Here is a 12872-nt window from a genome sequence, read left to right as displayed (position 1 = left end):
TCACGCGCCCCTCTGCTGCTGAATCACGTTGCCGCCGGCGGCCGCGGGTGGCGCCAGGACTCCGATCACACGAACCATCGCCTCGCCCTGTGTGGCCAACTGCTCGATGAGCTGCTCGACCTCCACCGCGGTCTTGTGCACGCGCGTCTCCTCGTGCTTCCGCCGCATGCCGCTGAAGCTCAGTTGCTCGAACGTCGACAGGCTGGCCTTCCGCCATGTCTCCAACCGCTGTTCGTACTCGACGAGTTGTTCCACCAGCGGAGTTTCCTGCTCGTTGCGCAGCACGCCGATGTGGTCGCGGCTCGCCTGTACCGCCGCCGGGACCAGTGCCTGGAGGGCAGTCCTGTCGCCCGTGAAGGGCCGGTTGAGCATTCCCGGCTTGACCCCGGCCCGTTCGAGTACGCCCACCAGGTCGTCGTCGAAGGTGGGTGTGCCGCTCGCCAAACCCGTCACGCATGTCCAGGCCAGGACGGTCGGGTGGCCCTTGGCGTTGGAGTACATGCCCTGGGTGAGGAACACCGGTTCGCCGACGTCCGCCGTGATGATCGGGGCGGTGTTGCGAGTGAGTCTGACGAGGACCTTGTCAGTGAGCCACTCCACCACCGGGTGCTGGTCCGTGAGGTAGCTGACGTCGGGCCAGCCGGAGGTCTCGGTGCGCTCCTGCTTGGTGATCGCGCCCTTGGCGCGGTTGCCGCTGCGCTCACGGGCTCGGTCCAGCCGGTCCTGGCCGAACTGCTTGTCGAAGGTGACCCGGAGCTGGTCCAGGACCTGCCGTTCGTCCAGGTACGACTTGGGGAGGACCAGCAGGCGGCGCTGGAGTTCCCGGTCCGGGGTGAAGACCATCATCTTGGGGTGGTCGTCGTCCCAGTGCTTGCCGATGCGCTGCTCCGGGTTGCCATAGACCTCCTCCAGGGCCTCTTCGACGAACGCGCGCGTGGAGGCGAACAGTTGCGGCACCCGGTAGCCCGGCGAGTCGCCGTCGGGGGTGTGGTCGGCGAGGAACGCCTCGAAGGGATCCAGCGGGACCGACGGAACGGCGGCGTCGAACGGTTCTTCGTTCGCCAGGAGCCGTTCCATGATGGCGTTCGTCTCGGCGTCCTCGTCGCGCAGACCGAGGATGGAGGCGGCCTCGCCGAGGGTGCGGTGGACCTCGTCCTCACGCTTGAGCAGGCGCTCGGACACCGCTCGGTCGGCCGAGGGGCGGTCGGGGTCCTCGTCGGCGGTGAGCAGCAACAGCGCGCGGATCTCCGGGGAGTGCTGCTGGCCGTAGCGGTCAATGCGGCCGTTGCGCTGCTCGATGGTGATCAGCGACCAGGGCAGGTCGTAGTGGATCATCTGGTGGCACTGGCGGTGCAGGTTGACGCCCTCGGCGGCGATGTCGCCGGTGAGCAGGACCCGCAGTTCGCTGCTCGCCAGGCCGAAGTCCTTGACGGTGCGCTGCTGCTCGTCGTCGGAGAGGCCGCCGTGGAGCTGGCGGACGGCGCCGCTGGTCTTTCCCCGGCTGGGGGCGAAGCCGAGGGCCGACGGCAGGGTGTCCTGCAGTATCTGCAGGGTGGCGCGGCGTTCGGAGAAGATCACGACGCGGGTGTCGGACCCGGGGCCGACCTTGATCTCCTCCTTGAGGACCTTCACCAGCTGCCGGAACTTGGCGGCGTCCTCGATGTCTATGGCCTCGGCGATGGTGCCGAGGTTGACCAGTGCGTCGCGTTCGGTCTGGCGTTCTTGTGGGTTGGTGCTCCGGTCGATGCTGTCGATCCGGTTGTCGACCGTTTCGACGAGCGCGGAGTGGGAGGAGAGGAAGGACTTCAGCAGGGTGTAGGGGAAGAGCCGGGCGCCCTTGCCGGAGACAGGGGACCTGCGGCCGTCCTTCGGGTTGATCCAGACGTCGTAAAGCTCGTCGAACACCCGCTGCTCGGCCGGGGTCGCCGTGCAGTCGATGGCGACGGGCGGTTTGCGGGTGGCCCACATGTGGCCGATCTCGGCCGAGACGTCGGGGGACATCTTGTGGCGCCGGATGTAGAGGTGCTGGAGCTGCGTCTCGTCGTAGTCGCTGGTGTTGGGGATGGCCGTCGGGTCGAGCAGGCTCAGCAGCTCGCCGAAGGACTCCCGCTGGCCGTTGTGTGGTGTGGCGCTGGCAAGGATCAGGGCGTCAGTCTTCGGCGCGAGAAGCTGCGCGAGGCGGTTGTTCTTCGTCCCGGTGTTGATGAGCTTGTGCGACTCGTCGATGACGACGGCGTCCCAGGTGACCTGCATGAGATGGCTGCGCCAGCGGTCGGAGCGCAGGGTGTCGATGGAGATGATCGCGCGCTTGTAGTAGGAGAAGGGGTTGCGGCCGGCGGGGATGTCGTTCTTGATCCGCTCGATGCCGGCCGAGTCCAGCCGCACCACCGGGATCGCGAAGCGCGTCCACAGCTCGTGCTGGAACTGTTCCAGGATGTGCTTCGGCGTCACCACCAGGATGCGCTCACCACGTCCGCGCCTGATCAGTTCGGACAGCAGCAGCCCGACTTCAAGCGTCTTGCCGAGGCCGACCGCGTCCGCGATCAGCAGTCGGGGACGTAGGGCGCGCAGGGCGGCCTTGGCGGGTTCGCGCTGGTAGGCGAGGCCGTCGACAAGGTGGGTGCCCACGGTGGCGAGGCGCTGCTCGGAGAGGGGCAGCGGGGTCTTGCGGATCAACGCGTCGATGAACAGACGCGAACGGCGGCACTCGGGGGAGTCGTCGGGGACAAGCTCAGTGTCCTCGGGACGCAGCGGGGTCACCTGGTCGAGGCTTTCGTGCGCGAAGAAGACCGCCCGCTGGTCGCGGACCAGGGGCGAGATGCCCCGTACGTCCAGGCGGGTCCCGTCCTTGGCGGTCTCGGCGGCCTCCACGACCAGCCAGTCCTCGTCGCGGGCGCGGACCTGCATCCCGGCGGCGAACCGGACGCCACCGGACGCATCGCCCGGGACGTTGCCTGACGCACTGTCGGCGACGGTGGTCATCGGCGGGTCTCCTTCGATTGCTGCTCTGCCGCTGTGCTGTTCAAGCACTGGGCGTTTGTGGTTTGTGCACGGGTTTGACAGGGTCAGCCGCCGTAGTCGCCGCGGCGGTCCTCGATACGACTGCGCCATCGTGCGGCCCAGCGGTCCGGCATGGCGTCCGGCTGGGGCCCGGGATCGAGCGGCTCCGCGGGCCTGGGGAACGGCGCGGCCCCGGGCACCGGCTCGGGGGCGATGTCCGGAACGCCGCCCGGCTCGGCGTCCACCGCGGCATTGGGATCCGGTACGGCATCCGGTGCCTCGACCGGTGTGGCCTGCCGCTCCAGCACCGCCGCGAGGAACGCCTCCGGCAGCGGCGGGTACGCCTGCGCCTCCGTCGGCACGCCGAAGTCGAGCAGGCGTCCCATCGCCTCCTCCAGCACGTTCTGTGCCGTCGGCCGGTCCTCGGCGTCGAAGGCCAGCGTGTGGGTGACTAGGTCGAGCAGCGCGGGCGGGAGGCCGGTCAGGTCGGGCTGGATGTCCAGCGTCCGCTGTGCCGGCATCTGTGCGTAGAAGGGGACGTGGCCGGTCGCCGCGTGCGCCAGCGTCGCGCCGAGGCTGTAGACGTCCGACGCCTCGCCGGCCCTACGGGAGTCCGCCGCCTGTTCCGGTGCCATGTAGGAGAGGGTGCCGAGGGCCGCGCTCGCCGTGGTCAGGCCGGTGCCGCCGCTGACGTGGGAGATTCCGAAATCTATGACCCGGACGCCGTCCGTAGCGACCAGGACGTTGCCGGGCTTGAGGTCGCGGTGCAGTAAACGCACCGAGTGGATGTGCATCAGGGCGTCCGCGAGACCCGCTGCCAGCCACCACGCACCCAGCTCGCTGACCGGGCCGTGCTGCTCCACCAGCTCCAGCAGCGAGGGCGCGTTGATGTACTGGGTCGCGATCCAAGGCGTCGCCGCTTGCGGGTCGGCGTCCACCAGAGCGGCGGTGTGGAAGCCGCCGACGCGGCGGATCGCCTCCAGTTCCAGTGCGAAGCGCTTGCGGAAGTATTCGTCCTCCGCGAGCTGCGGTCTGACGACCTTCACCGCGACCGGGCGGGTCGAACGGTAACCCAGGTACACGACACCCATCGCGCCCTGCCCCAGCCGGCCGACCAGTCGGAAGTTCCCGACCGTCGTCGGGTCGCCCGCTCTGAGCGGCTGCAGCACCTTTGCCCCCGTACTGTCCTGACCTGGCTGGACGAGAGCGAGGTTATCAGCGGGTCGGTTCACTGATCCTGCGCCTCCTGGGACTCGCTCTCCCCCGAAGAGGCACTGGTGGCGGCCGACGGCGGCAGCAGGGCACCCTTGGTCAGCCCGTCGTACGCGAGCGCGCCGACCCGGTCGCCGATGGCGGCGGCCTCGCGCAGCAGTTCCTCGAAGGCGGCCAGACGCCGGAAGGCCTCGCCGTACTCACGCTGGCGCCCGATGTCCATCTGCGGAAGCTGCGCACCCGATGCGTTCAGGCGGAGGGTGCCACTGGCGGTGGTGCTGCGGCGGGCGTTGGCGGCGCTGCGCAGGAAACCGCGCAGGTAGTCGGTGTCGAGCTGGTCGGTCCGGGACGTCGGCTCGGTGCCGTCCAGGTCGACCAGACCGCCCCGGACGAGGTCGCCGAGTCCCATCGGCGCGGCCTCGATGTGGCCGGGGCCGGCCGGGAGCTCGGGGAGCAGGTCGAGCAGGTCCCGGGCGATGCTCTGGACGCGGTCGCGCAGGACGGCGTACTCGACGGGGTAGTCGCCGTGATGGGGGGTGACGTAACGGCCGGGGCTCAGGTCGACGTCGTCGTCCAGGATGTCGACGGGCGGAACGTCCGCGATCTGCTCCGGCGTCGGTGCGCAGTCCTTCATGCCGATGCCGATGCCGATGCCGATGCCGTCCGGGTCGGCGGTGCTGAGGTCGATCATGCGGATGTGTGTCGGGGCGGGATCGCCCTGGGCAGGTCGCCGCAGGATCCACAGGTGCACGGGCTGCGAGTGGCTGGACATCAGACCGGGCGGCAGTGCCACCACGGAGGCCAGCAGTCCTCGGCGCACCAGTTCGGCCCGGATCCGGCGACCGGCCTTGCGGTAGGCGACGGACGAGGGCAGCACCAGCAGCGCCCGGCCGCCGGGGGCGGTGTGGGCGTAGCAGTGCTGGACCCACGCGAGTTCGCTCTCCGAGCGCGGGGGTACGCCCAGCTCCCAGCGGGGATCGAGCAGCAGGTCGTCCCGCCCCCAGTCGGCCACGCCCACCGGGGGATCGCAGAGGACCAGATCGGCGCGGAGGTCGGGAAAGGCGTCCTTGCGCAGCGAGTCTCCACAGGCCAGCGTGGCGGTCCTGCCGTCGAGCCGGGCACGGAACTCGGCGATGGCGGCCGTCGCCGGATTGAGTTCCTGGCCGTACCGGTGGGCACCCGGGACGGCGGTGAGCAGCAGTGTCCCGATGCCGCACGCCGGGTCGTAGACGGTGCGGACTGTGCGCTCCGATGCTTCGGCTGCTTCGCCAGCCGGCCCGGTGAACGCCGCGACGATCCGCTCCAGGGCGAGAGTGGTCATCGGCTCACCGCCGCTGCGGGTGGTGGAAGCGATACAGCGCTCGATGAGGTCGGCGTAGAGGGCGTGTGCGTCACGCTCCGCGGACAAGGCGGTGAGGGCAGCCGCGGCGGGCTCGGCCAGCGGCTGCTCGACGGCGGTTCCGACCAACCGCGCGCCGACCGCGCCGAGTGCGGTGAGCAGGTCGTCGCCGTACTGGGCCCGCAGCTCGTGCCACAGGTCCACCTCGCCGGAGGTCTCGCGGACCTTGCCCTGCCGGTCCAGCCACTGCTGGACCTCCGCGAGCGCGAAGAGGGGGCTGGTCGCCGTGCCAGCGGCGGGGCGCGGGAAGTCGGGGTGGCGCCGACGCCAGTTCGAGACGGCAGCGCGGGTTACCCCGGCGAGACGGGCGATCTCGGCAGCCGTGACGACCGCCGCGGGGGCGGATTCGTCGGCGGCCATGGCGAGACCGTACACACCCTGGAGGAGATGGACAAGGTGTCCGCGTTAACAGCGCTAACAGCGCTGTATCATTTCCGCCCATACCGGAATTCAGGCAGCGAGGAATCGCATTTCGACGGAACAAATGGTGCAGATCTGTGCCGCGTCAGGCGGAAAAGCCACAGCCCTTGCCGCCCCGGTATGCGGCGAAGCCGATGAAGGCCGCCCACGTGGAGGGTACGGGTACGACTCCGCCGTCAACTCCTGACACTGATCGCGGCCGAACTCGCCGCTAACGCCGTGCGGCATGGCCGCGTAACCGGGCCGGGACTTCCGCCTCCAGCTGAGGGCAACCCCCGACACGGTCCGCGCGGAGGTGACGGACACCCGCGCCGAGCGGGTGCTGCCCCGGTCCGTCCATGATTGCCCGGCGACGCGGAGTCCGGCCGCGGGCTGCTGCTCGTGGCCCGGCCGGCGACCCGCTGGGGCACCGACCCGCGCCCGACAGACCGTGTGGGTGGAGCTCACTCCGCCATGCGGCACAGCGACGCTGGCCTGACCGGACTCGAACGGCGACGCATTGCAGACCGCGCCGACGCGGCCCATGCTGTGCGCAGTGGAATGCGCCTCGGCCGGCTCGGAGGCTGAGGCAAGAGGGGGAGCCATGACCCGTTTCTGGATGCGGCTCGGGCAGACACCGTCGCCCGGCCGTCAGAGCTTCGGAACTCCGGGCCACCACTCATGACGTCCGTCCCGCTGGATCACCGACGCGTCCAGACGGCGGTGATCGGAGACAAGTACTCCGGCGATCCTGTGATCCTGCCGATGGACCATCACGAGCTGGACCACTGGCGAAAGCTGCACCCCAATTACACCTACTGGTGCGGGATCCAGCTAGGCGGCTGCGGCGGTGAGCTGAGCGACCGGCGCTACACCGACAAGGTGTGCCACTTCGCCCACCATCCCAACGCCGTGTGCCGCCGCACCGCCAACGGCGAATCCAGCGCGGACCATCTCTTCATCAAGCGCGGCATGGAGCGGCTCCTCGCACGGCAGGGCCTACGAGGCAAGGTCAGCACTCGCGATCTCGGCACCGGTCCCGGCGACGCCGTGGACGTGTTCGTTCCAGGTACACGACGACGCGTGCGGTTCCAACTCGCCGCCATCGACCACCTCGCCTGGCGCCAGGCCGCTGAGAGGTTCGCCCACGACGCCGATGGCGCGGACTGGGTCTTCGCGCAGGACGGACCGCTGACACACGAACTGCACTACCGTCAGGGATACTCGCTGCGGGTCCGTCTCAGCACTCATGGTGGCGAGCGTCGCGTGCACATCGGAGTGTCAGCGCAAGGACATCCGCTCCAATGGACGCCCTTGGAGGAGTGCACTCTCACGCCGACGGGTCTGCTCACTCCACCTCTGGAGACCATTCGGCTGTCCCAGGCCTGCCACAGGACCGCGAGTTTCCCGGTACAGGGCGGTCTGGTCTTCGCCCCCGTACCTGGAAGCAGGGTGCCGGAACGGACACCTTTCGACGTCGGAGACCGGCACCTGATCGCCGCCTGCGTGTTGCCCGTCGACAGTCCCGTCGTGCACGCTCTCGTCTCCCTTCCCGCTGACACTGACCCCCCAGACGCAGGGCACGTCTACCGAGTGTCTGACGGAGCGCGCGTTGTCGTGGCGGACGGCGGCACTGGCTGGGTCGTGACAGCTGAGCGCTACATCCGGCTGAACGCCAACGAAGCCCAACGCACCGGGCTCTGGTCTCCCTCTTCGGCCTCCACCGCCGAATGCGGGCGGACTTCCATCCGCCCGACAGGCCTTGTCGACGTGACGACCGGAGCGAGCGCTGTCAGCTCGCCGGGTTCGACGGCGGAGGCCGGTACCGCGGCCGACTCGGAAGAGCAGACGGGCGCAGCGGAGCGTCAACCCGAGAACAAGGAACGCCGACATCGGGCCAGGGACCTGATCAGTCAGCTCCGCCCCCTTGAGGGAGCATTGGGAGAGCCGGTTCGCAAGCAGGTCACACGGGCCATCAACGGCGCCGAGTTGTGGCTGGCCGCCGTGACGACCCCCCGGGGTGATGCGTCGAACGAGGGCGGTAGGCATGTCCGGCAGCTGGAACTCGCGCTGCGGGCTGCAAGGCGTAACCTCAAGCTGGACGAGCCCGACACCTACTCCGCTACGTCAGCTCAGGCCGCGGAGCGGAACGGGTGAGCCAGGCCAGCAGGGTCGAGTCGCTACGGTCGTCGATATAAGCGCAGTTCGTGACGCATGTCGGTGGCGCCGGTTAACCTGCCTGTGTGTTTGACATGACCGACCCGGTAGCGGCCCGAAAAGCTGCCATCGCGGCTGAAAAGCGTCGTCTGGCCGAGCAGCGGCAGCGACGTGAGGCCGCGCCCTCGCTCCGCACGAGCGGGTTCCTCCTGCGCAAGTGGCGGTGGCTCGGGGTGAACGGCGAGGAGGCCGTGCACGCTGTGCTGGAAATCCTGGAGGAACTGCGGGACGCGAGCTCCGGTCCGGGCGGCGACGGCGGCCATCACGAAGAGCAACTGCGTAAGGCCATCGCGGGTTCCCCCGAGGCCGACTCACTGCTGCCCGCAGTCGGAACACTGCTGAAGCGGGTCGCCCCCACCGACGTCTTGAGGCACCTCAGGACACTGCACGCCGCGGGAGTGGAGTGGCTGACGCCGGAGGGTACGGGACGTCAGGCAGTCATCTGTTCAACTGCCCCTAGTCTGCTGCTGGCACGGTCGTCACGGAGCCTGACCGGAGGACCGGCGTACTCGCTGTTCACCTCGGTCGCCATGGGCGGAGCCGTGCCCGTGCCCAGGAAGATGCTCCCCGAGGTGCTCCGCTGGGCTCCGCTGCCGGTCGTCGACGACCTCATCGAGCACGGCGGGATCCTGCCGGAGGACAGTCCATGGGCGTATCGGGCCGACAGTGAGGCGGTCTACCTGCGTGCTCGGCTTGTCCCGGGCAAGGTGACGCGGGACGAGGCCCGCGCCCTGGAGTGGACCTCGTTCCTGCGCCGCGCGGATTTCATGTCCGGCCAGGACCTGGACGCCGATGGATCTGATGCCGATGGTCGGCCGGACGTCTACGAGTTGCTGGTCGAAGCGTCGGTGGGTGACGCTACCCGCCTTCAGGAGCTGGACGCCGCCCTTCCCGAGGAACAGCGCATTCAGCTGCGCAACCTGAAGGCCGGTTCCTACGAGGGGAACTGGCCGAGAGACTTTCTCGTCGACCGCGGCCTGTGGGCACTCATGTCCACGCTGTGGGACCCCGATTCCACCGTCGATCCGCGGCTCAGCGACTTCCATGCGTGGACAGCCATTCGCAGGGCCTACGACCTAGTGATCGAAGGCCGGGTGGAGGAGGCGGGGCAGCAGGCTGCCGCCTTCGACCGCCTGGCGAAACCCGGGAAGAGACTTCCGCTGAGCATGCCGAACATGCTGCCCGAAGCCCTCAACATCGCCGCTTACGCAGCCCTCGCCGCCGAAGATCTACAAGGCGCTGAAAGGCTGATGGAGCGCGCGGCGGCGCTTACGGACGAGGCGTCGGACAATCTCGCCCTCATACGAGTGTGGCGTGCGACGCCTAAGAACACCCGTGATCCTCTCACCAATCCGTACTTGGACCTCGGCCTGCCGCACAGCTCCGCCGACTGGGAGACGCGGTACCGCGAGCTCGTCCGCGAGTCCCGCTTCGACACGGTGAAGTACGCACGGCTCAACATGATCCGCAGTCGACTCGACGAGGCGCGCCGACACGAAGCCGGAGACGGGGTCTTCTTCCGGTTGCCTCTGAACCACACGGTCTACGAAGCGCCCGACGCCGTACCGCGGTCCCTTGTCCCGCCGCTGGAGCCGTTGCCGCGGCGAACCCCCGCCACCAGCGGGGCGGAGATGGAGGCGGTGCGCGCGCGTGCCGCTGTCGAGATTCTCCAGGACTTCCGTACCGCGCCCCCGCGCCTTGACCGTCACCGCTCCACGTAGTACTCGCACACAGTCCGAGACATCCCCTTCAACAGGAAAAGCCAGGCCACTCAGTCATGCCGAACACGCCCCGCCGTATCGCGATCAAGAAGCGTGCCACCAAGCCCGAGAAGCGTTTCAGGTCGCACAAGGTGTGTCCGCACTGTGGGCAGGTTCGTCCCGCGGCGACACAGAAACGCCCAAAACCCACCGCCACGGCGATACGGCGCGCGAAGGCGACGGAGCAGCAGCCCCGGACGGCGTGGGCCACCTGCGAACCCCTCGACGCCGCACAAGTGATCAAAGGCATCGTGGCAGCCGTACCCGCCGCACTCGCGGAACTCAGCGAGGAGCAGCGCGCCGCCGAGACGAGCAGAGCGTTGCCCCAAGCGGTCCGCACCGCAGTCATCGCGGAGTTCCGCACCCGCGCCCAGTTCGTCGGCAGGCTGTGTGAGATCGACGCGCTCCTCCATGCGCAGGGTGTCTCCCAGGCCGTGCTGGACGCCATGACCGAGCACCTCGGCCATCTTCAGCTCCGCAGGGTCACGGACCCCGGCTCGCAGGAGCTTTTCGTGGTGACCGAGGGGCAGGGCGAGGCCTTCGAAGTTCTGCGGCCGGCCTATGTGGACGAAGCCACGGGCAAGCTCGCCCTCGCCGGTCAATTGCGTCGCGTGGGAGCTGCGAGCAGCGAGGCGTACGTCGCGGAGGGAGGCCAGTGACTGCGACGGGCATCGATTTCGGAACGACCAATTCCGTAGCCGCTCAGTGGAACGGCGAATACGTGGAAGTGCTTGAGCTCGGCGGCTACGGACTCGACGCGGACTGGCGACGTCCTGGCTTCGAGTGTCTCTTCCCCTCCGTGGTGGGCACCAGTTCCCTGCGCGCCGGCACGCTGTTCGGCTGGGAGGCCAAGCTCCGTTCGGAGAGCGCTGTGGAAGCCTGCAAGCGCATGCTCCGTGACGAGCAGCTGGTCACGATCGGGAACCGGCGCTTCGCGGCAACGACGGCTGCCGCCGGAGTGTTCCGCACCATGGCCAGGGTGGCGGAGGAGGAAGCGGCCACCGACATCGCCAACGCTGTGGTCACTGTGCCGGCCAACGCGACGGGCGCGGCGCGCTACCGGACCCGCGAGGCGGCCAAAGTCGCGGGCATCAGCGTGCAGGCCCTGCTCAACGAGCCGACGGCAGCAGCAATCGCGTACGCCCACGCCCTGGAGGAGACCGGGGAGTTCCTAGTCTTCGACTGGGGTGGTGGGACCATGGACTCCACCATCCTGCTCCACGACGACGGCTTCTTCGACGAGAAGGCATCCCGGGGAGTGAACCGCCTCGGCGGACTCGAGATCGACGAGCGTCTGAAGCGCCTCGTCCTGGAAAGAGCACCACAGCGCCGTCAGTGGACGCCTTCCGAGCAGCGACAGTTCGGGCTCGACATCGAACGCTCGAAGATCCTCCTGTCACAGCAGAGCAGCGTCCCTGTCATCACGCCGGATGGCCTCCGCGTGGAAATCACCCAGGAAGAGTTTTCCGAGGAGATCCAGGATCTCATCTCCCGCGCCCTGGACCCCGTCGAGGCCTGTCTGGAAGACCTCCGCATGGATCCGAGCGAACTGACCGCTGTGCTGATGATCGGTGGCAGCAGCCAGATTCCAGCGGTACGCGCGGCGGTCTCCGAAGCCCTGGGATGCGTGCCGGTCGGAGCCGACCTGTGCAATCCTATGACGGCCGTGGCGGAGGGCGCCGCAATCGCCGCCGCTTCTCTTAACGGCGAGCTCGACAGCATCATTCAGGTGGTCAACTCCCATGCACTGGGGACAGTGACGACCCACCCCGGTGGCAGGCGCAGTTTCAGCATGATCATCCCGCGGAATCAGCCGTTGCCGCAGATCCGCAAGAAGTCCTACACACCGACCAAGGACAACTTGGCCTCTCTCCAGGTGGAGGTATGGGAAGGCGACCCGGATAAGCCGGTCGACCACCCGGACAACGTTCGGCTCACCGTCCTTACGCTCGAGTACAAAAGGCGTTGTTCGGCGCAGGACGGAACCTTCGAGCTCGACTACACCTACACGAAGGAAGGACTGCTCGAAGTGAAGGCGACGCTCGTCAAGACCGGCGAGATCGTCCTCAACGAACCGGTGTCGACCTTCGGCACTACGGGGGCGTCGCCGGAGGTCGAGAAGGAGCTGACCCACCTGATGTCCCTTAGCGGGACGTCCCAGCGCACTGCTCCCCTGCCCACACACCCGCACCGGACCGAGCCTGTCGTCCCCTCCGAGACAGTGGGCTCGAAACCTGGCAAGGCGTCCCCGGCGGCACTGGCCCGGCTCGCGGCCACAGTGGACAATCGCCCGCTGGTGGTCGACGGTTCCAATCTCGCCTGGGTCTCCAGCGCCAGCCGGGCCGCCGGCGGCCGACCCCGTTTCACCGTCCTGGAAGAGGGCGTCGCCGCTCTGCAGCGCCGCTACCCGAACAGGGACATTCATGTCGTCATCGACGCGACGCTGCGCCACGACGTGAACGCCGAGGAGCGAGGGGCTGTACAGGCGGCGATCGACGCCCGCCGGGTCGTGCAGCCGCCGGCCGGCACCGAGGGGCGCGGAGACGCACTCGTCGTCGACATCGCCAACGCCGTCGACGGGGTGATCGTCTCGAACGACAACTTCGCGCCGCTCCAGGCCGCCAACCCCTGGCTACGGACGCCTGGGCGAATGCTCGGCGCGACCTTGTCCCAAGGGGTCTGGGTCTTCAGCTCACGGGTGCCACCGCTCAACAGTGGTGCGCGCTACAAGGGGTAAATGCCTCCTGGGGATCGACCCACAAGTGGGTCGATCCCCAGGGCGTGAAGTGACCAGCGGTGCCGAGTTCAGCCCGGACCCGCTGCTCATGGCCCGGCCAGCGGGTCAGCGGGCCGGCTTTTCCGGAAGGTCGCCCGCCAGGCCCTGG

The 12872-nt window shown here is 68.6% G+C and carries 7 protein-coding genes and 1 pseudogene; 5 read left to right on the top strand and 3 right to left on the bottom strand.

Going from position 1 to position 12872, the window contains the following annotated elements; genetic code table 11:
- The 3 genes from DBP14_RS04050 to DBP14_RS04040 form a co-directional block, all read right to left on the bottom strand.
- The gene (locus DBP14_RS04050) at positions 1 to 2982 is read right to left on the bottom strand and encodes a DEAD/DEAH box helicase (RefSeq protein WP_129305671.1); all 2982 of its coding nucleotides are present in this window, start codon (positions 2980 to 2982) and stop codon (positions 1 to 3) included.
- Between the two features lie 83 nt (positions 2983 to 3065).
- Positions 3066 to 4169 carry a serine/threonine-protein kinase gene (locus DBP14_RS04045; RefSeq protein WP_241740794.1) on the bottom strand — a complete coding sequence of 368 codons (1104 nt, stop codon included), beginning with the start codon at positions 4167 to 4169 and terminating at the stop codon, positions 3066 to 3068.
- A 59-nt stretch (positions 4170 to 4228) separates the two neighbouring features.
- A complete protein-coding gene (locus DBP14_RS04040; RefSeq protein ID WP_129305669.1) occupies positions 4229 to 5971 on the bottom strand; it encodes an N-6 DNA methylase in 1743 nt (580 codons plus the stop codon).
- A gap of 249 nt (positions 5972 to 6220) precedes the next feature.
- Here DBP14_RS04040 and DBP14_RS37230 point away from each other — a divergent pair.
- The 5 genes and pseudogenes from DBP14_RS37230 to DBP14_RS04015 all read left to right on the top strand — a co-directional run.
- Positions 6221 to 6479: pseudogene (locus DBP14_RS37230) on the top strand (ATP-binding protein); the annotation flags it as partial.
- Positions 6480 to 6691: 212 nt separating this feature from the next.
- Entirely contained in the window at positions 6692 to 8167 is a 1476-nt protein-coding gene (locus tag DBP14_RS04030; RefSeq protein WP_129305668.1) for a hypothetical protein, read from the top strand.
- A gap of 95 nt (positions 8168 to 8262) precedes the next feature.
- Complete coding sequence (locus DBP14_RS04025; protein ID WP_129311665.1) at positions 8263 to 9948, top strand: hypothetical protein; 1686 nt, start codon at positions 8263 to 8265, stop codon at positions 9946 to 9948.
- 290 nt (positions 9949 to 10238) lie between these two features.
- On the top strand, positions 10239 to 10646 hold the full coding sequence (locus tag DBP14_RS04020; protein ID WP_129305667.1) for a hypothetical protein: 408 nt from the start codon (positions 10239 to 10241) through the stop codon (positions 10644 to 10646).
- Complete coding sequence (locus DBP14_RS04015) at positions 10643 to 12724, top strand: Hsp70 family protein (protein ID WP_129305666.1); 2082 nt, start codon at positions 10643 to 10645, stop codon at positions 12722 to 12724. The genes DBP14_RS04020 and DBP14_RS04015 overlap by 4 nt, the downstream gene beginning before the upstream one ends.
- The last annotated feature ends 148 nt before the right edge of the window (positions 12725 to 12872 follow it).

Origin of the sequence: Streptomyces sp. L2 (genome assembly GCF_004124325.1) — a bacterium.
Lineage (GTDB): Bacteria > Actinomycetota > Actinomycetes > Streptomycetales > Streptomycetaceae > Streptomyces.
This window is presented reverse-complemented; position numbering and strand designations above follow the sequence as displayed.

Excerpts from the sequence above, each read along its gene's own strand:
- DBP14_RS04030 (WP_129305668.1), top strand. The coding sequence starts at position 6,692 with ATGACGTCCGTCCCGCTGGATCACCGACGCGTCCAGACGGCGGTGATC.
- DBP14_RS04025 (WP_129311665.1), top strand. The coding sequence starts at position 8,263 with ATGACCGACCCGGTAGCGGCCCGAAAAGCTGCCATCGCGGCTGAAAAG.
- DBP14_RS04050 (WP_129305671.1), bottom strand. The coding sequence starts at position 2,982 with ATGACCACCGTCGCCGACAGTGCGTCAGGCAACGTCCCGGGCGATGCG.
- DBP14_RS04040 (WP_129305669.1), bottom strand. The coding sequence starts at position 5,971 with ATGGCCGCCGACGAATCCGCCCCCGCGGCGGTCGTCACGGCTGCCGAG.